Genomic DNA, 23,630 nt, shown 5'->3' on the forward strand with positions numbered 1-23,630 from the left:
CTCAGCGCAGCGGCAGGGCGATCCGCCGCGTGATGCCGATCGCCTCGAGGAAGGCGGGGTCGTGGCTGACGACGAGCAGCGCGCCATCATAGGCGGTGAGGCCCTGTTCGATCGCGGCGATCGAATCGAGGTCGAGATGGTTGGTCGGCTCGTCCAGCAGCAGCAGCGGGGGCAACGTCTCTCCGCCCAGTACGCAGGCGAGCGCGGCGCGCAGCCTCTGCCCGCCGCTCAGGCTTTCCACCCGTTGCAGCGCCAGGTCGGCGCGGAAGCGGAAGCGGGCGAGCGCGGCATGGACGGCGTTGCGGGAGGCGCCGGGATGCAGGCGTGCGAAATTGTCGGCAATGCTGGCATCGGCATCGAGCAGGCTGGCGTCCTGATCGAGCAGGGCGTAGTCGGCGGAGCGATGGATGCGGCCCGACAGTGGCGCGAGGTGGCCCGCGATCAGGTGCAGCAGGGTCGATTTGCCGACGCCATTGGGGCCTGTAATGGCGATTCGCTCCGGTCCGGCGATGGTCAGGCTGAGATCGCGTAGCGGTGGGTTGACGGGATTATGGCCGGCCGTGACCGCTTCCAGCGTCAGCAGCATACGGCCGGTCGGGACATTGGCGGAAGGCAGGGAGACACGCAGCGGATCGAGTATTTCGATTCGGGCGCGCGCTTCGGTCATCGCCACCTGCGCTTCCGCGCGCTGCTGATCGGCGCGGCGGGCCGCGTCTCCGCTCGATTGTTCGGCCTGCTGCTTGCGCTTGCCCAGCAGGATGCGTGGCATACCGCCCTTCGCCGCCTGCCGCGCGCCCGCGCCGTCGCGGCGCTGCTGACGCTCGGTCGCGAGCTGCGTCCTGCGGGCGAGGTCGGACGCCTGCCGCTGCGCCTGGTCGAGTGCATGATGGGCGGCTGCCAGCTCGATATCCTTGCGCGCGCGCCAGGCCGACCAGTTGCCGCCATGGCGCGTGATGCCGAGGCTGGTCAGTTCGGCGATCGCATCCATCGTCTCCAGCAGCGCGCGGTCGTGGCTGACGATGATCGCTCCGCCGCGCCAGCGGCCGAGCAGGGTGATGAGCGCGTTGCGACCGTCGGCGTCGAGATGGTTGGTCGGCTCGTCCAGAATGAGCCAGTCGGGCCGGGCGAAAAGGGCGGCGGCGAGCGCGGCGCGGGTGTGCTGGCCACCGGACAGGTGCGCCAGTGATGTGGCGGGATCGGCCTCAAGCCCCACCTCCGCCAGGGCGTCGGCAAGGCGGCCCGGCAGGGTCCAGTCGCACTGGTCGAGGTCGTCCATCGTCGCCGCGCCCGCGTCCGCCCGATCGAGCAGCGCCAGGGATGCGCTGACGCCAAACAGATCGGCGATGGTCCGGCCGGGGTCGGCGTCGCGCGCCTGGCGCAGGGTCGCGACAGCGCCGGTGACGCTGATCTGCCCCTTCGCAGGTGTTCGATCGCCTGCGATGAGTGCGAGCAACGTCGATTTGCCGACGCCGTTGCGGCCGATCAGGCCGATGCGTTCTGGGATGAAGCGGAAGTCCAGGCCGGAAAGGACGGGCGTTCCGTCAGGCGTGGACCAGCAGAGATTCGAAAGAGTGATGGCAGGCATGAACGGCTTTCCTGAAGGCAGAGCGGGTGGGCTGTGCGGTCAGGGCGATGTTCATGGCGGCGGTCCTCGTCGGTGAGGCGATCATGGCGGAAAGTCGCAAGCTTTTCGCGCATCGCAGATGTGAAGCTCGACCCTTAGCAGCAAATGCCCTTGCCGGACAGGGGGTGGGACAGGCTTAGACGCTGGTCAGCGCGGACCGCCGTCGCGGGAGAGGTTCGCCAGATCCTCCGGCCGGTTGACGTTCGGGAGGACGAGGCCGGGCATCGCCACCATGCGCGCGCCGATGCGGGCGAGCCAGCCGTGGATGGAGCGGTTGTTATCCTCCGCCAGATGGGCGTCGAGTTGCGGCGACAGCGTCGCAGGCCACCAGCCGAGCAGTTGCTGTCCTTTCAGGATGGCGGCGCCCTCGCCGATCAGGGCGGCGGGCAGGGCGGCGGGGTATAAGGGCATGTCGCAGCCGGTGGTCAGCACCCCGGCGAAGCCATGGTCCAGCGCGTGATGGAGCGCCGCGTTCAATCCGCCGAGCGGCCCCATGTCGGGCGCGGGGCGATCCGGCAGGCCGCCTTCCCGGCCGCAAATGACGACCGTCGCGACATGGGGGGCAAGGCCGGCCATCGCATGATCGATCAGGGTGCGGCCGTCGGCCATGCGGGCCAGCGCCTTGTCGCTGCCGAAGCGGCTGGAGCGGCCGCCGGCCAATATGGCGCCCAAAATCCGTCCTTCGTGCATCGCTTGATAGCTCTCCTCTATAAAGCCTATAGCAGAATCAATGCAGACCCGCCTCGTCGAATATTTTCTGGCGCTGGAGCGCGAAGGCCATTTTGCCCGCGCCGCGGCGCATTGCAATGTGTCCCAGCCGACCCTGTCGGCGGGGATCGCCACGCTGGAGGCGCAACTGGGCAAGCGGCTGATCCGGCGCGACCGCAAATATGGCGGGCTGACGGCGGAGGGGGATGCGATCTTGCCCTGGGCGCGACAACTGGTCGCGGCGGCCGAAGCGCTGGGGCAGGCGGCGGAGACGGCGCGCGGGCCTTTGAAAGGCGAGTTGCGGTTGGGCGCGATACCCGCGGCGATGCCCGCCATCGGCTGCCTGGTCGCGGCGATGCAGGCGCGGCATCCCGGCCTCAACGTGTCGATCCGGGCGTTGACGTCGCGCCAGATCGAGCGGGAACTGGCGGCGTTCGAGCTGGATGCGGGGCTGACCTATCTGGATTTCGAGCCGCCCGCCCATGCGCTGTCGGTGCCGCTCTATGTCGAGCGGACGATGCTGGTGAGCGCGGTGGGCGGCGTGGCGGTGCCCGATCCGCTCGACTGGACGACGCTGGCGGGCCTGCCGCTCTGCCTGCTGCATCAGGGGATGCAGAACCGGCGGATTCTCGACGCGCGGCTGGCCGAGCGGGGGCTGGCGCTGCGGCCGCTGGTGACGGCGGACAGCTATGTCGCGCTGCTGGGGCTGGTGCAGCAGGGGCGGCTCTGTTCGATCATTCCCGACAGCCATGCGGCCTTGCTCGACGGGCTGAACTGGGCGCGGACCCATGCCATGCCGGAAACGGACGAGGGCAGCCGGGTCGGCGTGATCGTATCCGACAGCGCACCGATGGGGCCGTTGGCGCAGGCGGTGCTGGGGGTCGCGCGCGACCTGCGCCTGCCATCGGGCTTCCGGATTTCCTGATAGGGTTTTTCTATCAAAGATGGACGACTTCGATTTGACCCGCTGACGGCCGGGGCGCAGGATCGCACCCAAAATCGGGCCAGAAGGCAGGGTAGAAATGGAAGAATTTATCGGCGCATGGACTGCGCGCCATGGCGCGACGCGCGACCGGCTATTGCCGCTGCTGCACGCGATGCAGGAAGAGGCCGGCCATATCGACGATGCTTGGGTGCCGGCGATCGCCAAGGCGCTGAACCTCAGCCGCGCGGATGTGCATGGGGTCGTCACCTTCTATCATGATTTTCGGCGGGTCGCGCCGGGGCGGCATGTGGTGAAGCTGTGCCGGGCGGAAAGCTGCCAGGCGCGCGGCGGTGCGGCGATCGAGGCGGCGGCGGCGCGACGGCTGGGCGTGGTGATGGGCGAGACGCGGGGCGACGGGCAGGTGGCGCTGGAGCCGGTCTATTGCCTGGGTCTGTGCGCGATCGGCCCCAATGCGCTGGTCGACGGGCGGCCGGTGGCGCGGATCGATGCGGCCGCGCTGGAGCGGATCGCGCTGGAGGTGGCGGCATGATGCGCGTGTTTATCAGCCGCGACATGGCGTCGGTCGCGCTGGGCGCGGACGATGTGGCGCGCGCCTTTGCACAGGCCGGGTGCGAGGTGGTGCGGACCGGGTCGCGCGGGCTGTTCAGCATCGAGCCACTGGTCGAGGTGGACACGGACGCGGGGCGGATCGGATTCGGGCCGGTCGGGCCGGATGATGTGGCGGCGGTGCTGGAGGGCAGCCATGCTTCGCGGCTGGGGCCAGTGGCGGAACTGCCCTTCTTCGCCGGGCAGCAGCGTTTCACCTTTGCGCGGTGCGGTGTGATCGATCCGCTGAGCCTGACCGACTATGCCGCGCAGGACGGCTGGGTTGGGTTGGAGAAGGCGCGGGCGCAGGCACCACAGGCCGTGGTGGATACGGTCAAAGGGTCGGGCCTGCGCGGGCGCGGCGGGGCGGGTTTCCCGACCGGGATCAAGTGGCAGACGGTGCTGGACGCGCCTGCTGACGAGAAGTTTATCGTCTGCAACGCCGACGAGGGCGACAGCGGCACCTTCGCCGACCGGATGCTGATGGAGGGCGATCCCTATTGCCTGATCGAGGGGATGGCGATTGCCGCTCACGCGGTCGGCGCGCGGCATGGCTATATCTATATCCGCTCCGAATATCCCTTTTGCATCGCGACGATGCGCGCGGCGATCGAGGCGTCGGCGCACATCGTCGCGCCCTTCACGCTGGAGGTGCGCGAGGGGGCGGGCGCCTATGTCTGCGGCGAGGAAACGGCGCTGCTCGATTCGATCGAGGGCAAGCGCGGACAGGTGCGCGCCAAGCCGCCTTTGCCGGCGCTCCAGGGGCTGTTCGGGCGGCCGACCGTCATCAACAATGTGCTGTCGCTGGCGGCCGTGCCGTTCATCCTAAGCGAAGGTGCGGAGGCCTATGCGGCGGTCGGGTTCGGGCGGTCGCGGGGCACGATGCCGGTGCAACTGGCGGGCAATGTCAAGCATGGCGGGCTGTACGAGATCGGCTTCGGGATCACGCTGGGCGAACTGGTGAACGAGATTGGTGGCGGCACGGCGAGCGGGCGACCGGTGCGGGCGGTGCAGGTGGGCGGACCTTTGGGCGCCTATTTCCCGCCCGGCATGTTCCATCTGCCGTTCGATTATGAAGCCTTTGCGCAGGCTGGCGGGCTGATCGGCCATGCCGGGATCACGGTTTTCGACGATAGCGTGGACATGGCGCATATGGCGCGCTTCGCGATGGAATTCTGTGGGGCGGAGAGTTGCGGCAAATGCACGCCCTGCCGGATCGGATCGACGCGCGGGGTGGAGATTATGGATCGAATCATTGCGCAACGGCCGGGGGGTGAAGAGAAGAAAGATCCCGGCCTTCGCTGGGATGACGGGGGGTTGGGGAAGGCGCTATATTCTCGCTCTCCATCCCGGATCGATGTGTCGATCGAGGGGCAGACGGCTTTGCTGCGCGATCTGGCCGATACGATGAAATATGGGTCGCTATGTGCGTTGGGGGGCTTCACCCCCTATCCGGTGCTGAGCGCGCTCGACTATTTCCCCGAGGATTTCGGTGCGCCTGCACCCATCAAGGAGGCAGCGGAATGAGCTTCAATCGCGAAACCGATCATGGCACGCCGCCGGCGCTCGCCACGGGCAAGTCCGTCACCCTGACCATCGACGGGCAGAGCGTGACCCTGCCCGAAGGCACCAGCATCATGCGCGCGGCGTCGCTGACAGGCGGGTCGATCCCCAAGCTGTGCGCGACCGACAGTGTCGAGAGTTTCGGGTCGTGTCGCCTCTGCCTGGTCGAGGTGGAGGGGCGTAACGGCTATCCCGCATCCTGCACCACGCCGGTGACGGACGGCATGGTGGTGCGGACGCAGACCGACCGGCTGAAGCAATTGCGGCGCGGGGTGATGGAACTGTATATCTCCGACCATCCGCTCGATTGCCTGACCTGCGGTGCGAACGGGGACTGCGAATTGCAGGATCAGGCGGGCGCGGTGGGCCTGCGCGACGTGCGCTATGGCTATGACGGCGCAACCAATATGGGGCAGGTAAAGGACCAGTCGAACCCCTATTTCGATTTCGATCCCAGCAAATGCATCGTCTGTTCGCGCTGCGTGCGCGCCTGCGAGGAAGTGCAGGGCACGTTCGCGTTGACGATCGAGAATAAGGGTTTCGAGTCCAAAGTGTCACCGTCGCAGGGCGAGGATTTCCTCGGCTCCGAATGCGTGTCCTGCGGCGCGTGCGTGCAGGCCTGCCCGACCGCGAGCCTGATCGAAAAGGCGGTGGTGGAGATCGGCACGCCCGACCGCGCCGTCGTCACCACCTGCGCCTATTGCGGCGTCGGCTGCACCTTCCGCGCGGAAATGCGGGGCGAGGAGCTGGTGCGGATGGTGCCGTGGAAGGACGGCAAGGCCAATCGCGGCCATAGCTGCGTCAAGGGCCGCTTCGCCTGGGGTTATGCGCAGCATCAGGACCGGATATTGAATCCGATGATCCGCGGGTCGGTCAGCGAGCCGTGGCGCGAAGTGTCCTGGGACGAGGCGATCGCCTATACCGCGCGCGAGTTTCGCCGGATTCAGGCGAAATATGGGACGCGCAGCATCGGCGGGATTACGTCGAGCCGTTGCACCAATGAGGAAACCTTCCTTGTCCAGAAGCTGATCCGGCAGGGGTTCGGCAATAATAATGTCGATACCTGCGCGCGCGTCTGCCACTCGCCGACCGGCTATGGTTTGAGCCAGACTTTCGGCACGTCGGCGGGGACGCAGGATTTCGACAGCGTCATGGCCGCGGACGTGATCCTCGTCATCGGCGCCAATCCGACCGATGGGCATCCGGTCTTCGCCAGTCGCATGAAGAAGCGCTTGCGGCAGGGCGCGAAGCTGATCGTCATCGATCCGCGCCGCACCGATCTGGTGCAATCGCCCCATGTCGCGGCGGAACATCATCTGCCCTTACGACCCGGCACCAATGTCGCGATGCTGACCGCGATCGCCCATGTGGTCGTGACCGAGAAGCTCTATGACGAGGCTTTCATTCGGGCGCGGTGCGACTGGGACGAGTTTGCCGACTGGGCGGATTTCGTGTCGGAGGCGGCGCGCTCGCCCGAGGCGATCGAGCCGCTGACCGGCGTGAAGGCGCAGGACGTGCGCGCCGCGGCGCGGCTCTATGCCACCGGCGGCAATGGCGCCATCTATTATGGGTTGGGCGTCACCGAACATTCGCAGGGCAGTTCGACCGTGATGGCGATCGCCAACCTGGCCATGGCGACCGGCAATGTCGGGCGCGAGGGCGTGGGCGTGAACCCGCTGCGGGGGCAGAATAATGTGCAGGGGGCCTGCGACATGGGCAGCTTCCCGCATGAATTTTCGGGCTATCGCCATGTGTCCGACACCGCGACGCGCAGCCTGTTCGAGCGGGCATGGGGCGTGGCGCTGGACGCCGAGCCGGGATTGCGCATCCCCAACATGCTGGACGCCGCGACCGACGGGACGTTCAAGGGGCTGTTCGTGCAGGGCGAGGATATCCTCCAGTCCGATCCCAATACCCATCATGTCGCGGCGGGGCTGGCGGCGATGGAGTGCGTAGTGGTGCAGGATCTGTTCCTCAACGAAACCGCCAATTACGCCCATATCTTCCTGCCCGGATCGACCTTCCTGGAAAAGGACGGCACGTTCACCAATGCCGAGCGGCGCATCCAGCGGGTGCGCAAGGTGATGGCGCCGCTCAATGGCCATGCGGATTGGGAGATCGTGCAGTTGGTGGCCAACGCCATGGACTTGGGCTGGACCTATGGTCACCCGTCCGAAATCATGGATGAGATTGCGGCGCTGACCCCGACCTTCGCCGGCGTCCATTATGACCGGCTGGAGGCGGAAGGATCGCTGCAATGGCCGGCCAACGACGCCGCGCCCGACGGCACGCCAACCATGCATATCGACGGCTTCGTGCGTGGCAAGGGCAAGTTCGTCGTGACCGACTATGTGCCGACCGACGAGAAGACCGGGCCGCGCTTCCCGTTGCTGCTGACGACCGGGCGCATTTTGAGCCACTATAATGTCGGCGCGCAGACGCGGCGCACCGCCAACACCGCCTGGCACCCGGAAGACCGGCTGGAGATGCATCCTAGCGATGCGGACAATCGCGGCCTGAAGGATGGCGACTGGGTGACGCTGCGCAGCCGGGCGGGGGAGACGACCCTGCGCGCGCTGATTACCGAGCGGGTCGCGCCGGGCGTGGTCTATACGACCTTCCACCATCCCGAGACGCAGGCGAACGTCATCACCACCGACTATTCGGACTGGGCCACCAATTGCCCGGAATATAAGGTGACGGCGGTGCAAGTGATGGCGTCGAACGGGCCGAGCGACTGGCAGCAGGATTATGCGCAGCAGGCCCGGACCAGCCGCCGCATCGCGCCGCTGGAAGCGGCCGAATAGGATGACGGACATGAGCGACGACACCCATGTCATGTCCACCACGGACCGGCTGGTCTATATGGCGCACCAGATCGCCCGCAACATGGCGATGATGGGCGAGGCGAAGGCGGTAGCGGCGTTGGCCGAGCATCTGACCCGCTTCTGGGATCCGCGGATGAAGGCGCAGATCGTCGCCATCGCGCAGGACCAGCCCGAGCGCCTGTCGCCGATGGTCGCCGCCGCCGTCGCGCGCATGGCGCAGGGCAGGCCGGCGCCCGCCGTCGATGCGGCGCAGTTCAACGCGGTGGACGAGGCCGGGCATTGCGACGCCGGTTGAGCGGCGCGCCGTCCATCGCTACGCCGTGACGATGGATGATGCCGCCGCCCGCCCGCTGACTTTCGATCGCCTGACCCCGGACGGCGGGACGCAGGCGATCGACCGCGCGCTGGCCGACGAAGTGCCGGTCGCGATCGAATTTAACGGCATCGGCTATGCGGTGCTGATGGCGACGCCCACCGACATTGGCGATCTGGTGTTGGGCTTTGCGTTGGGCGAGCGGCTGATCGGGCCGGGCGACGCGGCGTTCGACGTCGATACCCATCGGACTGAACAGGGCATCGTGGCCCGCGCGACCTTGCCGCAGGACCGCACCGATGCGCTGCTGGAGCGGGTGCGGCATCGTGCGTCCGAATCCTCCTGCGGCATATGCGGGATCGAGAATCTGGAGCAGGCGATCCGGCCGCTGCCGCGGGTGATGACGACGTCGCGGGCGGACCGCGCCGCCATCTTTCGCGCGCTGGCGGCGCTGCACGATCACCAGCCGTTGAACGCGGCGACTGGCGCGGCCCATGCCGCGGCCTGGGTCGGGGCGGACGGGGCCGTCCGGCTGGTGCGCGAGGATGTCGGGCGGCACAATGCGTTCGACAAGCTGATCGGGGCGATGGCGCGGGCTGGCGCGGACTGGGACGGCGGTTTTGCGCTGCTGTCGTCGCGCTGTTCCTATGAACTGGTGGAAAAGGCCGTGCTGAGCCAATGCCCGCTGCTCGTCACCCTTTCCGCGCCGACCCGGCTGGCGGCCGCCCGCGCGGAAGAGGCCGGCTTGCCGCTGGTCGTGCTGGCGCGGCGGGACGCCATGTTGCTGCGGAGCAACAGGCCGTTGGCTTAAACCCGGTGCCGCTTGGCATCGCATCCGCTTTCCCTTAGAGCGCGCGGCGTGGGGGCGGCTTGGCTTCCCCTGCGAGATGATCGCGCCGGTGCCCGGCAACGGGCTTAATCGGGAATGCGGTGCGGGCGTGCGAGCGCCCAATTCCGTGGCTGTCCCTGCAACTGTAAGCGGATAGTGCGATGCATATGGTCGAAAGACCGGCCACTGGACCCATGTCCGGGAAGGCTATGCATCCGTGCTGCGACCCGCGAGCCAGGAGACCTGCCGGCGCTTGGTCGCTCTTGCTTTGGTCCAGGGGATGGCCGGAGCACGGTGGTTTTTCCGTCGAGCGACGCCATGCGGCCGGGGCCGCATCGGGTTGTGGACGGGATATGGCGCCATCCCTTGCTTCCGCCCGACCGCATTGCGGACGCCCCAGGCCAAGTCGCACCGGCGCCGGGGGGTATATATGTTGAAAACAGGCATTTCTCTGGTGGCGCTGATCGTGGCGACGCCGGTATGGGCGCAGGATGACGAGATCGTCGTCACCGCCACGGGTATTGCGCAGTCGCGCGACGAGGTCGGCCAGGCGATCACCGTGATCGATGCGGAGACGATCAAGACGCGGCAGGCGATCGATGTGGTCGATTTGCTGGCGACGACGCCGGGCGTGCGCTTCAACCGCAACGGATCGACCGGCGGCGTGACCGGCGTGTCGCTGCGCGGCGCGGAGACGACGCAGACTTTGGTGCTGATCGACGGGGTGAAGGTCAACGATCCCAGCGGCATCGGCGACGGCTATGATTTCGGCCCGCTGCTGACCGGCAATATCCAGCGGATCGAAATATTGCGCGGCTCCAACTCGGTGGTCCATGGCAGCCAGGCGATCGGTGGCGTGGTCAACCTGATGACCGGCGTGCCGGCCGAGGGCTTCGGCGCGAACGCATCGGTGGATTATGGCTATAGCGACACGCTGAGCGCCAAGGCGGACGTGTCGGGCACCAGCGGCATCGCCACGGGCGGCGTAGGCGCGGCCTATTTCCGCACCGACGGCATTTCGTCGGCCGCAGGCGGGACGGAGCGCGACGGGACCGAGAATATCGCGACCAACGCCAGGCTGAAGCTCAGCTTCACCGATATGCTGAGCCTGGACCTGCGCGGCTATTATATCCATGCCGACCTCGACTATGACAGCTTCTTCGGCGCACCTGCCGACAGCAGCGACGTCAGCAAGCTCGACCAATATGTCGGCTATGCGGGCCTCAACCTGGCGCTGCTGGATGGCAAGCTGACCAACCGCGCCGCCGTCACCTGGATGCGCAACGATCGCGACTATTATTTCGTGCGCGGCACCGACCCCGACTATGGCTATTCGGGCACCAACCTGCGCTTCGAATATGAAGGCGTCTACGCGCCGGTCGACCAGGCCAAGCTGCTGTTCGGCTATGAGCATGAGCGGCCGGATTATGATTTCTTCGGCTTCGGTTCGACCGCCAGCGCGAAGATCAACATCGACAGCGTCTATGCGCTGGCGATCGTCAAGCCTTTCGCTGGTTTGGCCGTGACCGGTGGCGTGCGCCATGACGACCATAGCCAGTTTGGCGGCGCGACGACCTTCGGCGCGAACGCCAATTATTCGCCCAATGGCGGCGCGACCAATGTGCGGCTGAGCTATGGCGAAGGGTTCAAGGCGCCGTCGCTCTATCAACTGTACGACAGCTTTAGCGGCAATGCGGCGCTGCGCCCTGAACGGTCCAAAAGCTATGATGTCGGGTTCGACCAGAGCCTGGACGGTGGTCGGGCGATGTTGTCGGTCACCGCTTTCCGCCGCGATACGCGCAACCAGATCAATTATGACAACGCCACCTTCACCTATGGCAATCTGGACCGCACCCGCGCCAAGGGCGTGGAAGCGTCGATCGCGCTGAAGCCGGTCGATGCGCTGACCGTCACCGGCAGCTACAGCTATGTCGATGCGCGCGACCGGTCGGCAGGGTCGGCCGATTTCGGCAATCGCCTGGCCCGCCGCGCCGCCAATGCGGTGAGCGTGTCGGCCGACTATGTCTGGTCGTTCGGCCTGTCGACCGGCGCGACGGTCACGATGGTGGGCGACAGCTTCGACAATGCGGCGAATACGCGGCGGCTGGACGGCTATGCGCTGGCCGGGGTGCGGGCCTCGATGCCGCTGGGCGCGCATCTGGAAGTCTATGGTCGCATCGACAATCTGTTCGATGAGACGTACCAGACGGCCTATGGCTATGGGTCCTATGGCCGCGCTGCCTATGGCGGCGTGCGTGTTCGCTTCTGATCGACAGGCAAGGGGGCGGGCGTGATGCCTGCCCCTTCAGCGCGGCGCGTTCAGTCGCGCCATGATGGTGCGCGCCGCCTGCACATAGGCGGGGCCGCCGCACACGGTCCAGCTTTGCGGCAGGCTGATGCGCGGAACGGCGGCGAGCGCGGGATGGTGCAGCATTTCGGTGCCCTGATCGACCACGCGGTCGGTGGCGCTTTCCACGATCAGCCAGTCGGGCCGCGCCGCCACCATTTCTTCCAGCGGCACTTGCGCCAGCGGCGGTTTGCCAAGTTTGGCGGCGAGATTGGTGAGGCCGACGCGGCGCATAAGATCATCGATCAGCGTGCCGGTGCCGGTCATATAGCCGCGCCGCTGATAATAGGCCGCGACGCCGCCACGCCTGGGACGGGGCAGGGCGGCGAGATCGCGATTCATGGCCGCGATCAGCGCCTCGCCGCGATCGACATGGCCGGTCGCGCGCGCCACCTGCCTGATCTGGTCGAGGATCGCGCCATAGCTGTCGGCGCTGGCGAGGCCGAGCGTGCGCCACTGGCCCGGCGGCGCGCCCGCCACCGCATTCGGGCCGATCGGGAAACCCAGGATCAGGTCGGGGCGGATCGCCAGCACTTCCTCCGCGGGACGGCGCAGCGTGCGAAAACCGCGCGCCCTGGTCGTCGCAGCGGACAGTTCGGGATCGCGCGCATTGCTGCTGAGCGCGGCAATCTGAACGGGATCGGCGAGGGCGAGCAGATATTGGTCGGCGCAGACGTTGAGCGAGACGATGCGGCGCGGCGCCGTGGGGGCGGCAGCGCCGGTCAGTGCGATCAGCGCGGTCGCCGCCAGAAATATCCTGCTGGTCATGCCCATCGCCTTATCAAGCATGGGCAAGGAGGCAAGCCATGACCGTGCGCCGTCATCATCCGTTGCTGATCCCCGGCCTGCTGCTGCTGGTCGTGGCGGCGGCGTTCGGATCGGTCCTGCTGGGCGCGGTGGCGATCAGTCCGGGGCGGATCGGCGCGGTGCTGACCGGCGGGGGAGACGCGGTCGCCCGCACCATCGTGCTGGATCTGCGCCTGCCGCGGATGCTGCTGGGCCTGATCGTCGGCGCGATGCTGGGCGTGGCCGGCGCCGCGTTGCAAGGCTATCTGCGCAATCCGCTGGCCGAACCGTCGGTGCTGGGCGCGTCCAATGCGGCGGCGCTGGGGGCGGTCTGCGCGCTCTATTTCGGGCTGGCGCAGCTGCATCCGATGGTGCTGCCGCTGCTGGCCATATTGACCGGACTCGTCGCCATCCTGACCCTGTTCGCGCTGTCGGGCACGGTGGAAAGCCCGCTGACGCTGATCCTGGCCGGCATCGCCGTGGCGACGCTGGCGGGGGCGGGGATCAGCCTGGCGCTCAACCTGTCGCCCAATCCCTTCGCTGCGATGGAAATCATGAGCTGGCTGATGGGGAGTCTGGAAAATCGCAGCTACGCCCATGTCTGGATTGCCTTACCCTGCGTCGTCGTCGGCGCGGCGCTGCTGATCGCGGACGGGCGGACGCTGGACGCGCTGACATTGGGGGAGGATGGCGCGCAGGCGCTGGGCGTCAATCTGCCCGCTGCGCGGTTGCGCATGATGCTGGGCGTGGCGATCGGCGTAGGCGGCGCGGTCGCGGTGTCGGGATCGATCGGCTTCGTCGGGTTGATCGTGCCGCATCTGGTCCGGCCGCTGACCGACCGGTCGCCCTCGGCGGTGCTGCTGCCTTCGCTGCTGGGCGGCGCGGCGCTGCTGACGCTGGCGGATATCGGGGTCAGGCTGATCCCGACGAACAACGAATTGAAACTGGGGGTGGTGACGGCGCTGCTGGGCGTGCCGGTCTTCCTGGTCCATCTGATACGGGAGCGGCGGCTATGGTGACGATATCGGCGCAGGGGCTGACGGTGCGGCTGGGTCGCCACGCGGCGGTGCGCGATGTGGACGTGACGCTGGAACCGGGCACGCTGGTCGGCGTGGTCGGTCCCAATGGCGCGGGCAAATCGACGCTGATCCGTGCGTTGCTGGGACTGGTGTCGCCGCAGGCGGGGCGAGTGCTGATCGATGGGCAGGACGGGAAGCGGCTCGACCGGCAGACGATCGCGCGTGCCGTCGCCTATCTGCCGCAGGGCCAGACGCTGCACTGGCCGCTCAGCGTCGAGCGGCTGGTGGCGCTGGGGCGGCTGCCGCATCTGGGGCCGCTGTCACGCCTGTCGGAAGAGGACGAAGCGGCGATCGAGGCGGCGATGGCGCGGGCCGACGTGCTGCACCTGAAAGGCCGGGTCGCGACCGAATTGTCGGGCGGCGAGCGGGCGCGGGTGCTGCTGGCGCGGGCGCTGGCGGTGGGCGCGCGCGGGCTGATCGCGGACGAGCCGCTGGCGGCGCTCGATCCTGGACATCAGATCGACGTCATGGACCTGCTGCGCGGCGAGGCGCGCGGCGGGGCGCTGGTGGTGACGGTGCTGCACGACCTCGGCATGGCGGCGCGCTATTGCGACCGGCTGCTGCTGATGGACGGCGGGGCGCTGGTGGCCGATGGCGCGCCGATGGACGTGCTGACGGCGGATGCGCTGGCGCGGGTCTATGGCGTGACGGCGCGGATCGAGCGGGACGGCGACGCGCCGCTGATCCTGCTGGTGGGGCGGGTGTCCTGATCCACCCCGCCGGCAGGGGCGGAATTACTCGCCGAAGCCGTGTGGGGCCGGATCGGCCACGGTGATGGCGCCGGCGCCGACTTCGCTGACTTCCAGCGCGCGTTCGGCGACGCCGGCGCGGTTGAAGCGGAAGGCGCCGTCGATGCCGGAAAAGCCGCCTGCGTCGCGCAGCCGCGCGGCGGGGAAGGGCGATCCGGGCTTCCAGTCCTGCGCGATCCGCACCGTCAGCAGCACCGAATCATAGCCGAGCGAGGACAGGCGGAAGGGGGATGCGCCGTAGCGCGCGCGATATTTGGTCGCGAGCTGGCGGTAGAGCGTGTCGGAGACGCTGGCGAACCAGGCGCCACGCAGCACGGGGCTGGCGGCCAGCGTGCCTTCCGTATTCCACAATTCGGTGCCGAGCAGCCGCGCGGTGGCGCCGCCATTCTTCCGCACGATCGGCGCGACCTGGAGCGCGACGCGGCCGCTGTCGGCGATCAGCAGTGCATCATAGCTGGAGGAGGCCTGCAATTTCCTGACCGCAGCGGTGATGGAGGCAGGAGTCCGGTCGAACGTCTGCATGGAGACGACGGTGCCGCCGGCCTGCTCGACCGCGCGCAGCAATGCATTGCCCGCCCGTTCGCCATAGGTGCCGCGCGGCACCAGTGCGCCGAAGCGCGACAGGCCCTTGCCCTTGGCGAAGTCGACGACGCGGTCGATCGACTGGGCGGTGTTGTAGCCCAGCACATAGACGCCGCTGCCCGCGATGCTGGCGTCGTTGGAGAAGCTGATCACCGGCACATTGGCGCGCGCGGCGATCGGTCCGATCACGCGGGCGTCCTCCGCCAGCAACGGCCCCAGGATCAGGCGGTTGCCATCGGCCAGCGCCTTGGTCACCGCCGCCGCCGCGCCGAGCGCGGTGTCATAGGTGGTGATCCGGACCTTGTCGGTCCGGGTGTCCATCAGCGCCAGCGTGGTGGCGTTGGCGATCGATTGGCCGACGCCCGCATTGGGGCCGCTCATCGGCACGAGCAGCGCGACGCGATGGCGGGTGGCGTCGGTCGGCAGGCCCTGTACGACCTCCGGCCCGGTCGGCTGGGTCGGGCGGGTGGGGGTGGTGGGCGCCGGCCCCTTCGGCACGATCGATTGACAGGCGGCGAGGAACAGGGCCGCCCCCATGAAGGCGCAACGCGCGCCGCGCTTCACGGCAGCGAACACATTTGCTTGCCGGGGGGCATCCGTCTCTGTCATCTGGCGTCCTTATGGAAACTCGAACTTCTGGGCTAGAGCCTGGGCTTTATATCGTTGCGGGGCCGATCGGCAACCTTGGTGACCTTACGCCGCGTGGGGCGGAAGTCCTGCGACTGGCCGATGTGGTCGCCGTGGAAGATACACGGGTGAGCGCACGCTTGCTGCGCCATGCCGGATCGGACCGGCCCATGGTCCCCTATCACGACCATAGCGCCGAAAATGTCCGCCAGCGGCTGGTCGAACGGATGGCGGGCGAATCGGTGGCCTTGCTGTCGGACGCGGGGACGCCGCTGATTTCCGATCCGGGCTACAAGCTGGTGCGCGACGCGCGGGCGGCGGGGCGGCGGATCACGACCCTGCCGGGGCCGAGCGCAGCGATCGCGGCGCTGACCCTGTCGGGGCTGCCGACTGACCGTTTCCTGTTCATGGGCTTTTTGCCGAGCAAGGCGAAGGCGCGGGGCGATACGCTGGACGAGGTGGCGGCCGTGCGCGCGACGTTGGTCTTCTACGAAAGCGGGCCGCGCCTGTCGGAAAGCCTGTCGGCCATGGCCGCGCATCTGGGCGATCGCGAGGCGGCGGTGAGCCGGGAGATCAGCAAGACGTTCGAGGAAACCGCCTGCGGTACGCTGTCCCAACTGTCCGCCCGCTATGCCGATGCGCCGCCCAAGGGCGAGATCGTCGTCACCGTCGGCCCGCCGGGCGAAGCGCCGCCCGCCAGCGCGGAGGACGCCGACGCGGCGTTGCGGGAGGCGCTGACCCGGCTGTCGGTGTCCAAGGCGGCGGGCGAGGTCGCGAAGAAATTGGGGCTGGACCGGCGGACGCTCTATGACCGGGCGACGGAATTGAAGGGGTGACGAGAGCGGCGGCGGAGCAGCGCGGGCGGCAGGCCGAACGCATCGCCGCCTGGTGGCTGCGGCTGAAGGGCTGGCAGATCGTGGGTCGCCGGATGCGCACGGCGGCGGGCGAGGTCGATCTGGTCGCGCGGCGGGGCGCGATGCTGGCCTTCGTCGAGGTGAAGGCGCGGGCGAGCGCGGCGGACCTCAACCTGGCGATCGACGAGCGGCGGCTGGCGCGGGTGGCGAAGGCGGCGGAAATATTGTGGCACGAACTGGCGAAACCGGGGGACGACATGCGAATCGACGTCATCCTCCTTGCGCCGGGGCGTGCGCCGCGCCATCTGGCCAATGTCTGGCATGGGGGGTGAAGGCCCGCCCCATCCATCAATCCCGTTCGTGTCGAGCGGAGGTTCGAGCGAAGCCGAGAACCGCAGTCGAGAAAGGGTTCTCGACGGGCGCTTCTCGACAAGCTCGAAGCTGCTCGAACCGAACGGTTTAAGGGAATGACGCGCATGACCGAACTCAACCCCCTGACCGTCGCCGTGCAGATGGACCCCATGGAGGGCATCAAGATCGGGGGGGATTCGACCTTCCATATCATGCTGGCGGCGCAGGCGCGGGGGCATCGGCTCTATCATTATCTGGCGCCGGACCTGACCTTCCGCGACGGGCGGGTGCTGGCCAAGGCGCGCCCGGTCAAGGTGCAGAAGGTGCAGGGCGATCATTTCGCCTTCGGAGAACCGGAGTTGCTGGACCTGGGCCGCGACGTCGATGTCGTGTGGATGCGGCAGGATCCGCCCTTTGACCTCAGCTACATCACCGCCACCCATTTGCTGGAGCGGGTGCAGGCGGAAACGCTGGTGGTGAACGACCCGGCCAGCGTCCGCAATGCACCCGAAAAGCTGTTCGTGCTCGATTATGCGCGCTTCATGCCGCCCACGATGATCACCCGCGACCTGGCGCAGGTGAAGAGCTTCCTGGCGGAGCATGGCGAGATCGTGGTCAAGCCGCTGTACGGCAATGGCGGCGTGGCCGTGTTCCACGTCGGCAGCAACGGCGCGAACCTGTCGTCGCTGGTGGAATTGTTCAACGCGTCCTGGGTCGAGCCGTTCATGGTGCAGGCCTTCATTCCCGGCGTCGCGCAGGGCGACAAGCGCATCGTGCTGATCGATGGCGAGGTCGCGGGTGCGGTCAACCGTATTCCGGGTGCGGGCGAGATTCGCTCGAACCTGGCCGTGGGCGGATCGGCGGCGAAGACGGAGCTGACCGACAGGGAGCGTGAAATCTGCGCCGCCATGGGGCCGGAGTTGAAGGCCCGCGGGCTGCTGTTCGTGGGCATCGACGTGATCGGTGGCGAGTGGCTGACCGAGATCAACGTCACCTCGCCGACCGGGATCGTGTCGATCGACGCGTTCGACGGCACCGACACCGGCGGCCTGATCTGGGACGCGATAGACGCCCGGCTGGCGGCGCGGGCGGCGGCGTGAGTTGATGCTTTATTGTCGTCATGCCGGCGCAGGCTGGCATCTCTCTTCTTCCTGGAGCGTTGATCAGAAAAGTGAGATCCCAGCCGGCGCTGGGATGACGGCGTGGATATATCGAGGATGACCGACTGGGTTCTCCGCCTGATCGATGCGGGCGGCTATTGGGGCATCTTCTTCCTGATGATCCTGGAAAATGTCTTTCCGCCGATCCCGTCCGAACTCATCATGGGGATTGGCGGCATCCGCGTCGGGCAGGGGCGGATGGACATGGGCTGGCTGCTGCTGGCCGGCACGATCGGCACCACGATCGGCAATTATTTCTGGTATCTGGTCGGCCATGTGCTGGGCTTCGAGCGTCTGAAACCCTTGGTCGATCGCTTCGGCCGCTGGGCGACGCTGGAGTGGCGCGATGTCGAGGCGCTCGACCGACTGTTCGGCAAATATGGCCAGATCGTCGTCTTCGTCTTTCGTTTCATGCCCGCCTTCCGCACGATGATATCGCTGCCCGCGGGGCTGTTCCGCATGGGGCATGTCCGCTTCCTGTTGTGGACGATGGGCGGGGCGCTGATCTGGAATGTCATCCTGGCTTATGCCGGCTATGTGCTGGGGCAGAATTTCCGGGACATCGACCATTATATCGGCCCGGTGGCGACCGCCTGCGTGGTGGGCGCGGTGATCCTCTATCTCTGGCGGCTCGCGACCTGGCGGCCCAAGGGCTGAGGTTCAGAACGGAATCTTCACCCCCACCATCACCCGCTGGGAGGTGGTGCCGTTGCCGAAGCCCTGGCTTTCGACATGGAGGTTCGCCTTCACGTCGCCGAACAGGCCGATCTCCGCCCGACCGAGCGGCGGCTCGATGCTCAGCGGTTCGCGATCGACCCGCTGGCTCGGCTTGCGGGCGGTGACGATGATGGCATTGGCGTCGGGCGAAGGCTTGACCCGCTTCAGGTCGAAGTCGGGCGGAATGTCGGTGGCGCCGACGCTCTGCAATGCCAGGACCAGACGCAGCATCATCGCATTTTCCCTCGCCATGGAGAAGTGATGCAGGCTGGTCGGGAAATGCGGCGCTATCGTGGCCCTTTCACGCCCTGGGATGGGCGTTGCGATAGATGTCGAGCAGGTGCGCGGCATCGACCTGGGTGTAGACCTGCGTCGAGGACAGGCTGGCATGGCCCAATAGCTCCTGCAAGGAGCGCAGGTCCGCGCCGCGGCCCAGCAGGTGGGTGGCGAAACTGTGGCGCAGCGCGTGGGGCGTCGTTCGGTCCGACAGGCCCAGCCGCCCTCGCGCGCCCTGCACCGCGCGGCGGATGAGCGCGGGGGAAAGCGGCCCGCCGCGCGCGCCGCGGAACAGCGGCTGGTCGCGGGCGGGCGGATAGGGGCAGGCGTCGACATAGGCGTCGATCGCGGCGCGCACCTGCGGCAGCAGGGGCACGATGCGGGTCTTGCCCCGCTTGCCGGTGACGCGCAGCGTGTCGCCCAGCGGCAATATGTCGCCATGCAGGCCCATCGCCTCGCCGATGCGCAGGCCTGCGCCATAGAGCAGCAGCAGCACCGCCCAGTCGCGCGCGCCGATCCAGCCTTCGCGGGCCGTCTCGGCGATGTCCTGCGCCAGCGAGACGGCTTCGTCGGGAGAGATGGGGCGGGGGAGGCCGCGCTTGACCCTCGGCCCCTTGAGCAGCGGCACGCGGGCGTCGTCGCCGCCGACGAACCTGAGGAAGCCGCGCACGGCGGAGAGTTCGCGGGCGGCGGAGAGATTGCCGATGCCGTCCGTCCGCCGGCTGGCGAGGAAGGCGCGCAGCTCGGCCTGATCGATGTGCGCGAGCGTGGCGGGGCTGACGCCTTCGCCGCGATGCTGTTCGAGGAAGGCGATCAGCCGCTCGGCGGTGGCGACATAGGCGCGGACGGTGTGGACGGAGCGCCGCCGGTCGAGCGCGAGATGCTGGCGCCAGCGTTCGGAAAGGGCGGGGGTCATTTCGGAGACGCCGCACTTAACTTCGCACATTTCCCGCCGGTTTCGACATTTTGGAACAGGCGTTGGACATATTGTTGCGAGGTGAGCTGGAAAGCAGAGATGCGCGTGATGGACATGCGTCGTGTTTACCAGAGCAGGGATCGGTAGGACAGATTAATGGGTGGGTTGCGGTCATTCGTCATTTCGTCATCCCGGCCTTGAGCCGGGATCCCGCTATTCTTCAAGCTACTGAGTAAGCGGAGGAAATGAAGAAGCGGGATCCCGGGTCAAGCCCGGGATGACGGTGTAATCCATTCCAATGTCTGGTGGCTTTCAGACCAAGCGCCTGTCTCACCTGCTGCCTAGCAGTCGCCCTTGAAATCCGCGCATAAATGGGCACATGGGATGCATGGCAACACCTTTCGATCCGGCCGACCTGCCGACCGGCGTCCTGATGTCGCTGTCTCCGCTGGTAGCGCGCGTGCTGGCGCCCAATCCGTCGCCCTTCACCTATACCGGCACGCAAACCTATGTCGTGGGCATGGATGCGGTGGCGGTGATCGATCCCGGCCCGGCGGACTCCGATCATCTGGCCGCGCTGACCGCGGCCATTGCCGGACGCCCGGTGGTGGCGATATTATGCACCCATACCCATCGCGACCATAGCCCGGCCGCGCGGCCGCTCAGCGCGATGACCGGTGCGCCGGTGATCGGCTGCGCGCCGCTGACGCTGGACGATGACGGGCCGCGGGCGGATGCCGCCTTCGACGCCGATTACCGGCCAACCCAAGTGCTGGACGATGGCGAGCAGGTGACGGGGCCGGGCTGGACGCTGGAGGCGGTGGCGACGCCGGGGCATACCTCCAACCATCTCTGCTTCGCCTTGCTGGAGGAGAATATCCTCTTCACCGGCGACCATGTGATGGGCTGGTCGACCAGCGTGATCTCGCCGCCCGATGGCGACATGAGCGCCTATATGCGCTCGATGCAGCGGCTGCTGGAACGGGACGACCGCATCTATTATCCCGCCCATGGCGAGCCGATCGAGACGCCGCAGCGGCTGGTGCGCGGCATGATGGGCCATCGCAAGCAGCGCGAGGGGCAGATTTTGCGCTTTCTGGCGCGCAACGGCGACAGCGCCATCCCCGACATGGTGGCCGAAATGTACAAGGGCGTCGATCCGCGCCTCTATGGCGCGGCGGGGCGATCGGTGCTGGCGCATCTGATCGATCTGGACGGCCGGGGTCTGGCCGCACCGCTGGAGGATGGGCGATGGCAGATGCGCTGAGGCGCCCATGGCAACGCTATGCCGGGCCGATCCTTGGCGCGCTGCTGATCCTGTTCGTGGGCGCGGCGATGCTGGTCGGGTGGCAGCGCTATGATCGCGACTATGTGGTCGCGGTCGAGGATGACGGGTCGGCGGTGACGAAGATCATCGCGGAGAAGATCGCGGGCGCCAGCGATTTGCGCGTGTCGCGATTGAATGGCACGGTCCAGAGCACGGCGAAGGATGTGCGCGGCTTTGGCTGGCTGAAATCCGATCAGCTGGTGAAGATGCCCTATTCCGTCGATTATTTCATCGACCTGTCGGGGCTGAGCGCGCGCGACCTGGAGTGGAACGAGAAGAGCCGCACGCTGATCGTCAATGCGCCCGATGTGACGCCGGACAAGCCCAATGTCGACGAGGCGCGCCGGACGCTGGTGCGCACCAGCGGCCTGTTCGTGACGCGGGCGGCGGGCGAGGCCCTCAGCCGGAAAGTGTCCGCCCATGCGCAGGCGCGGGCGGAGGCGTCGGCGCGCTCGCCCGAACGCATGGCGCAGGCGCGTGAATATGGGCGCGGCGCGGTGAGCAAGATCATGAGTGCGCCGCTGGCCGCGATGGGCTTTGGCGATGCGCGGGTGATCGTCACCTTTCCGGCCGAGCGGCGCAGCAAGGACCAGTGGGACGTCACCACACCGATCAACGAGGTACTGGCCAACAGGCGGCAGCAGCGCTAGGGCGCGGACAAAGGGCCAGCCATGGGACCGAGGAGTTACAGGGTATGAACGCGATCACGGATATTCCGCAGGGCACCGACCTGCGCGCCGAAATCGACCGGCTGCGCAAGGAGCGCAACGCCGTTATCCTCGGCCATTATTACCAGTCGCCCGAGATCCAGGATTTGTCGGACTTCGTTGGCGATTCGCTGGAATTGTCGCGCAAGGCGGCGGAGACGGACGCGGACGTGATCGCTTTTTGCGGCGTGCGCTTCATGGCGGAGACGGCCAAGATCCTGTCGCCGGAAAAGATCGTCGTGCTGCCGGACATGGATGCGGGCTGTTCGCTGGAGGACAGTTGCCCGCCCGCCCAGTTCAAGGCGTTTCGCGAGGCGCATCCCGATCATATTGCGCTGAGCTACATCAATTGTTCGGCCGAGGTGAAGGCGCTGTCCGACATCATCGTGACATCGTCATCGGCCGAAAAGATATTGGCGCAGATCCCCAAGGACCAGAAGATCATCTTCGGTCCCGACAAGCATCTGGGCGGATACCTCAAGCGCAAGCTGGGCCGCGACATGCTGCTGTGGCCGGGCGTGTGCATCGTGCATGAGGCGTTCAGCGAAACCGAACTGCTCAAGCTCAAGGCCCAGCACCCCGACGCGCCTATTGCCGCGCATCCCGAATGCCCGCCCTATATCGTCGACCATGCCGATTATGTCGGATCGACCAGCGGCATTTTGGACTTCGCCAAGACGATGCCGGGCAACACGCTGATCGTCGCGACCGAACCGCATATCATCCACCAGATGGAAAAGGCGGTGCCGCACAAGAATTTCATCGGCGCGCCGGGTGCGGACGGCAACTGCAACTGCAACATCTGCCCCTATATGGCGCTCAACACGATGGAGAAGCTGTATCTGTCGCTGCGCGATTTGCAGCCGCGCATCGAGATGGACGAGACGCTGCGCGTGGCTGCGAAGAAGAGCCTGGACCGGATGCTGGAGATGGCGAGCGGGACTGTGGGGCAGGGGGATGTAGGGGCGAGGGATGTGGGCGCGCGGTGAGGCGCGTCAGCCCCGATATGCGAGTCCCTGTTCGCTGAGCAGGGGCTTGTGCCACAATGTCTCGCAAGGGAAAGTGATGAAAGCGGGATCGCGGGTCACCAGGACGAGTCCTTCCAATTCGGCTTGCGCCGCGAGCATGCGATCGAACGGATCACGGTGTAGCGCCTCATAAGCACCGGCGTGCAGGCCATGGCGCATCGTCAGGTTTAATTGCCTGAAATCCGCATCCGCGACCGCCGCTTGATAGCGGTCGAGATAGGGGAGGAGTTGCGGCAACTTGCCCAAGCGCGCCTTGGTCGCGATTTCCCAGGCGCTGACGCTGCTGACAAAAATCTGGTCGGCGCCGCTTTCGATCATCGAATCGACAGTGTCGGGCAGCAGGCGCCGGTCCGTCCACCACCAGATCAGCACATGGGTATCGAGCAGCAGTCTCAATCGCCATGCCCCTCCCACAGGCGCAATTCTTCGTCCGGCAATGGATCGAAAATCTCGTCGCCGACCGCGAACAGTCCAGCAAACTGACCGCCCCGCCGTTTGGGTCGGGCCTGCACGGCGTCGATCGGCACCAATTTCGCATAGGGTTTGCCTGCCTTGGCAAGGATGATTTCCTCGCCGGCATGGGCGCGTTCCAGGAGTTTGGAAAAATGCGTCTTGGCTTCATGAACATTGATGATCGCCGTCATTCCGAAGATATGGACTTAGTCCATGGACTAAGTCAAGTGAGGAATCAGGTTGCGGCGCGTCGGGCGGCGGGGCTAGAGGATGGG

At 67.0% G+C, this 23,630-nt stretch carries 24 protein-coding genes and 1 riboswitch; of the genes, 16 read left to right on the forward strand and 8 right to left on the reverse strand.

The window, feature by feature from the left end; all coding sequences use genetic code 11:
- Window position 1: 1 nt before the first annotated feature.
- Together K9B33_RS14105 and K9B33_RS14110 are read right to left on the reverse strand one after the other, a co-directional pair.
- The gene (locus K9B33_RS14105; protein ID WP_224549647.1) at window positions 2–1,585 is read right to left on the reverse strand and encodes an ABC-F family ATP-binding cassette domain-containing protein; all 1,584 of its coding nucleotides are present in this window, start codon (window positions 1,583–1,585) and stop codon (window positions 2–4) included.
- 186 nt (window positions 1,586–1,771) lie between these two features.
- The gene (locus K9B33_RS14110; RefSeq protein ID WP_224549648.1) at window positions 1,772–2,314 is read right to left on the reverse strand and encodes a molybdenum cofactor guanylyltransferase; all 543 of its coding nucleotides are present in this window, start codon (window positions 2,312–2,314) and stop codon (window positions 1,772–1,774) included.
- A 40-nt stretch (window positions 2,315–2,354) separates the two neighbouring features.
- Here K9B33_RS14110 and K9B33_RS14115 point away from each other — a divergent pair, with 40 nt between their 5' ends.
- From K9B33_RS14115 to K9B33_RS14145, 7 genes are all read left to right on the forward strand, one after another.
- Complete coding sequence (locus K9B33_RS14115) at window positions 2,355–3,257, forward strand: LysR family transcriptional regulator (protein WP_224549649.1); 903 nt, start codon at window positions 2,355–2,357, stop codon at window positions 3,255–3,257.
- 97 nt (window positions 3,258–3,354) lie between these two features.
- Window positions 3,355–3,807: an NAD(P)H-dependent oxidoreductase subunit E gene (locus tag K9B33_RS14120; protein WP_224549651.1), complete on the forward strand. Its 453-nt coding sequence runs from the start codon at window positions 3,355–3,357 to the stop codon at window positions 3,805–3,807.
- Window positions 3,804–5,390 (forward strand): formate dehydrogenase beta subunit, encoded by a 1,587-nt coding sequence (locus tag K9B33_RS14125; RefSeq protein ID WP_224549653.1) that lies wholly within the window; start codon window positions 3,804–3,806, stop codon window positions 5,388–5,390. Before K9B33_RS14120 ends, K9B33_RS14125 begins: the two co-directional genes overlap by 4 nt.
- A complete protein-coding gene (gene fdhF / locus K9B33_RS14130; RefSeq protein ID WP_224549655.1) occupies window positions 5,387–8,233 on the forward strand; it encodes a formate dehydrogenase subunit alpha in 2,847 nt (948 codons plus the stop codon). The genes K9B33_RS14125 and fdhF overlap by 4 nt, the downstream gene beginning before the upstream one ends.
- A gap of 10 nt (window positions 8,234–8,243) precedes the next feature.
- Window positions 8,244–8,549: a formate dehydrogenase subunit delta gene (locus tag K9B33_RS14135; protein ID WP_224549657.1), complete on the forward strand. Its 306-nt coding sequence runs from the start codon at window positions 8,244–8,246 to the stop codon at window positions 8,547–8,549.
- Window positions 8,550–8,580: 31 nt separating this feature from the next.
- A complete protein-coding gene (gene fdhD / locus K9B33_RS14140; protein WP_224549758.1) occupies window positions 8,581–9,378 on the forward strand; it encodes a formate dehydrogenase accessory sulfurtransferase FdhD in 798 nt (265 codons plus the stop codon).
- Between the two features lie 69 nt (window positions 9,379–9,447).
- Window positions 9,448–9,662, forward strand: a riboswitch (cobalamin riboswitch).
- A gap of 164 nt (window positions 9,663–9,826) precedes the next feature.
- Entirely contained in the window at window positions 9,827–11,665 is a 1,839-nt protein-coding gene (locus K9B33_RS14145) for a TonB-dependent receptor plug domain-containing protein (protein ID WP_224549658.1), read from the forward strand.
- Between the two features lie 36 nt (window positions 11,666–11,701).
- Here the strand turns inward: K9B33_RS14145 and K9B33_RS14150 are convergent, their stop codons facing one another.
- Window positions 11,702–12,511, reverse strand: coding sequence for an ABC transporter substrate-binding protein (locus K9B33_RS14150; protein ID WP_224549660.1), 810 nt, complete (start codon window positions 12,509–12,511; stop codon window positions 11,702–11,704).
- Window positions 12,512–12,549: 38 nt separating this feature from the next.
- Between K9B33_RS14150 and K9B33_RS14155 the strand changes: the two genes are divergently transcribed.
- Window positions 12,550–13,548 carry a FecCD family ABC transporter permease gene (locus tag K9B33_RS14155; protein WP_224549663.1) on the forward strand — a complete coding sequence of 333 codons (999 nt, stop codon included), beginning with the start codon at window positions 12,550–12,552 and terminating at the stop codon, window positions 13,546–13,548.
- Complete coding sequence (locus tag K9B33_RS14160) at window positions 13,542–14,318, forward strand: ABC transporter ATP-binding protein (RefSeq protein WP_224549665.1); 777 nt, start codon at window positions 13,542–13,544, stop codon at window positions 14,316–14,318. The genes K9B33_RS14155 and K9B33_RS14160 overlap by 7 nt, the downstream gene beginning before the upstream one ends.
- A 24-nt stretch (window positions 14,319–14,342) precedes the next feature.
- Here K9B33_RS14160 and K9B33_RS14165 read toward each other — a convergent pair whose 3' ends face one another.
- On the reverse strand, window positions 14,343–15,548 hold the full coding sequence (locus K9B33_RS14165) for a penicillin-binding protein activator (protein ID WP_411974024.1): 1,206 nt from the start codon (window positions 15,546–15,548) through the stop codon (window positions 14,343–14,345).
- Window positions 15,549–15,559: 11 nt separating this feature from the next.
- Between K9B33_RS14165 and rsmI the strand changes: the two genes are divergently transcribed.
- The 4 genes from rsmI (at window position 15,560) to K9B33_RS14185 (ending at window position 18,588) form a co-directional block, all read left to right on the forward strand.
- Entirely contained in the window at window positions 15,560–16,402 is an 843-nt protein-coding gene (gene rsmI / locus K9B33_RS14170) for a 16S rRNA (cytidine(1402)-2'-O)-methyltransferase (RefSeq protein WP_224549667.1), read from the forward strand.
- Window positions 16,399–16,752 (forward strand): YraN family protein, encoded by a 354-nt coding sequence (locus K9B33_RS14175; RefSeq protein ID WP_224549669.1) that lies wholly within the window; start codon window positions 16,399–16,401, stop codon window positions 16,750–16,752. The genes rsmI and K9B33_RS14175 overlap by 4 nt, the downstream gene beginning before the upstream one ends.
- Window positions 16,753–16,896: 144 nt before the next feature.
- Window positions 16,897–17,871, forward strand: coding sequence for a glutathione synthase (gene gshB, locus K9B33_RS14180; protein ID WP_224549670.1), 975 nt, complete (start codon window positions 16,897–16,899; stop codon window positions 17,869–17,871).
- 117 nt (window positions 17,872–17,988) lie between these two features.
- Window positions 17,989–18,588, forward strand: a complete 600-nt coding sequence (locus K9B33_RS14185; protein WP_224549671.1) for a DedA family protein — start codon at window positions 17,989–17,991, stop codon at window positions 18,586–18,588.
- A 3-nt stretch (window positions 18,589–18,591) separates the two neighbouring features.
- On the opposite strand, the gene K9B33_RS14190 is transcribed toward K9B33_RS14185, so the two are convergent.
- Window positions 18,592–18,882, reverse strand: coding sequence for a hypothetical protein (locus K9B33_RS14190; protein ID WP_224549672.1), 291 nt, complete (start codon window positions 18,880–18,882; stop codon window positions 18,592–18,594).
- A gap of 67 nt (window positions 18,883–18,949) precedes the next feature.
- Window positions 18,950–19,840, reverse strand: a complete 891-nt coding sequence (locus K9B33_RS14195) for a tyrosine recombinase XerC (RefSeq protein ID WP_224549673.1) — start codon at window positions 19,838–19,840, stop codon at window positions 18,950–18,952.
- A gap of 388 nt (window positions 19,841–20,228) precedes the next feature.
- On the opposite strand from K9B33_RS14195, the gene K9B33_RS14200 reads away from it, so the two are divergent.
- Genes K9B33_RS14200 through nadA form a run of 3 tightly spaced genes read left to right on the forward strand, consistent with a single transcriptional unit; the run spans window position 20,229 to window position 22,863 of the window.
- Entirely contained in the window at window positions 20,229–21,107 is an 879-nt protein-coding gene (locus tag K9B33_RS14200; RefSeq protein WP_224549674.1) for an MBL fold metallo-hydrolase, read from the forward strand.
- Window positions 21,092–21,817, forward strand: coding sequence for a DUF4230 domain-containing protein (locus K9B33_RS14205; protein ID WP_224549675.1), 726 nt, complete (start codon window positions 21,092–21,094; stop codon window positions 21,815–21,817). The genes K9B33_RS14200 and K9B33_RS14205 overlap by 16 nt, the downstream gene beginning before the upstream one ends.
- Window positions 21,818–21,861: 44 nt before the next feature.
- Window positions 21,862–22,863 carry a quinolinate synthase NadA gene (nadA, locus tag K9B33_RS14210; RefSeq protein ID WP_224549676.1) on the forward strand — a complete coding sequence of 334 codons (1,002 nt, stop codon included), beginning with the start codon at window positions 21,862–21,864 and terminating at the stop codon, window positions 22,861–22,863.
- A 6-nt stretch (window positions 22,864–22,869) separates the two neighbouring features.
- Here the strand turns inward: nadA and K9B33_RS14215 are convergent, their stop codons facing one another.
- On the reverse strand, window positions 22,870–23,298 hold the full coding sequence (locus K9B33_RS14215; RefSeq protein ID WP_224549677.1) for a type II toxin-antitoxin system VapC family toxin: 429 nt from the start codon (window positions 23,296–23,298) through the stop codon (window positions 22,870–22,872).
- Window positions 23,295–23,546 carry a type II toxin-antitoxin system Phd/YefM family antitoxin gene (locus K9B33_RS14220; protein ID WP_224549678.1) on the reverse strand — a complete coding sequence of 84 codons (252 nt, stop codon included), beginning with the start codon at window positions 23,544–23,546 and terminating at the stop codon, window positions 23,295–23,297. The genes K9B33_RS14215 and K9B33_RS14220 overlap by 4 nt, the downstream gene beginning before the upstream one ends.
- Window positions 23,547–23,630: the final 84 nt, after the last annotated feature.

The sequence above is a fragment of the Sphingobium sp. 3R8 genome (assembly GCF_020166615.1).
Classification (GTDB): Bacteria; Pseudomonadota; Alphaproteobacteria; order Sphingomonadales; family Sphingomonadaceae; genus Sphingobium; species Sphingobium bisphenolicum.

What these genes read in the sequence shown, in the direction of transcription:
- gshB (WP_224549670.1), top strand. Translation starts at nt 16,897, where the DNA reads ATGACCGAACTCAACCCCCTGACCGTCGCCGTGCAGATGGACCCCATG.
- fdhD (WP_224549758.1), top strand. Translation starts at nt 8,581, where the DNA reads ATGGATGATGCCGCCGCCCGCCCGCTGACTTTCGATCGCCTGACCCCG.
- K9B33_RS14200 (WP_224549674.1), top strand. Translation starts at nt 20,229, where the DNA reads ATGGCAACACCTTTCGATCCGGCCGACCTGCCGACCGGCGTCCTGATG.
- K9B33_RS14160 (WP_224549665.1), top strand. Translation starts at nt 13,542, where the DNA reads ATGGTGACGATATCGGCGCAGGGGCTGACGGTGCGGCTGGGTCGCCAC.
- K9B33_RS14145 (WP_224549658.1), top strand. Translation starts at nt 9,827, where the DNA reads ATGTTGAAAACAGGCATTTCTCTGGTGGCGCTGATCGTGGCGACGCCG.
- K9B33_RS14205 (WP_224549675.1), top strand. Translation starts at nt 21,092, where the DNA reads ATGGCAGATGCGCTGAGGCGCCCATGGCAACGCTATGCCGGGCCGATC.
- K9B33_RS14120 (WP_224549651.1), top strand. Translation starts at nt 3,355, where the DNA reads ATGGAAGAATTTATCGGCGCATGGACTGCGCGCCATGGCGCGACGCGC.
- fdhF (WP_224549655.1), top strand. Translation starts at nt 5,387, where the DNA reads ATGAGCTTCAATCGCGAAACCGATCATGGCACGCCGCCGGCGCTCGCC.
- nadA (WP_224549676.1), top strand. Translation starts at nt 21,862, where the DNA reads ATGAACGCGATCACGGATATTCCGCAGGGCACCGACCTGCGCGCCGAA.
- K9B33_RS14110 (WP_224549648.1), bottom strand. Translation starts at nt 2,314, where the DNA reads ATGCACGAAGGACGGATTTTGGGCGCCATATTGGCCGGCGGCCGCTCC.
- K9B33_RS14190 (WP_224549672.1), bottom strand. Translation starts at nt 18,882, where the DNA reads ATGATGCTGCGTCTGGTCCTGGCATTGCAGAGCGTCGGCGCCACCGAC.
- K9B33_RS14125 (WP_224549653.1), top strand. Translation starts at nt 3,804, where the DNA reads ATGATGCGCGTGTTTATCAGCCGCGACATGGCGTCGGTCGCGCTGGGC.
- K9B33_RS14195 (WP_224549673.1), bottom strand. Translation starts at nt 19,840, where the DNA reads ATGACCCCCGCCCTTTCCGAACGCTGGCGCCAGCATCTCGCGCTCGAC.
- K9B33_RS14155 (WP_224549663.1), top strand. Translation starts at nt 12,550, where the DNA reads ATGACCGTGCGCCGTCATCATCCGTTGCTGATCCCCGGCCTGCTGCTG.
- K9B33_RS14220 (WP_224549678.1), bottom strand. Translation starts at nt 23,546, where the DNA reads ATGACGGCGATCATCAATGTTCATGAAGCCAAGACGCATTTTTCCAAA.
- K9B33_RS14150 (WP_224549660.1), bottom strand. Translation starts at nt 12,511, where the DNA reads ATGACCAGCAGGATATTTCTGGCGGCGACCGCGCTGATCGCACTGACC.
- K9B33_RS14135 (WP_224549657.1), top strand. Translation starts at nt 8,244, where the DNA reads ATGAGCGACGACACCCATGTCATGTCCACCACGGACCGGCTGGTCTAT.
- K9B33_RS14115 (WP_224549649.1), top strand. Translation starts at nt 2,355, where the DNA reads ATGCAGACCCGCCTCGTCGAATATTTTCTGGCGCTGGAGCGCGAAGGC.
- K9B33_RS14185 (WP_224549671.1), top strand. Translation starts at nt 17,989, where the DNA reads ATGACCGACTGGGTTCTCCGCCTGATCGATGCGGGCGGCTATTGGGGC.
- K9B33_RS14105 (WP_224549647.1), bottom strand. Translation starts at nt 1,585, where the DNA reads ATGCCTGCCATCACTCTTTCGAATCTCTGCTGGTCCACGCCTGACGGA.
- rsmI (WP_224549667.1), top strand. Translation starts at nt 15,560, where the DNA reads ATGGAAACTCGAACTTCTGGGCTAGAGCCTGGGCTTTATATCGTTGCG.
- K9B33_RS14165 (WP_411974024.1), bottom strand. Translation starts at nt 15,548, where the DNA reads ATGACAGAGACGGATGCCCCCCGGCAAGCAAATGTGTTCGCTGCCGTG.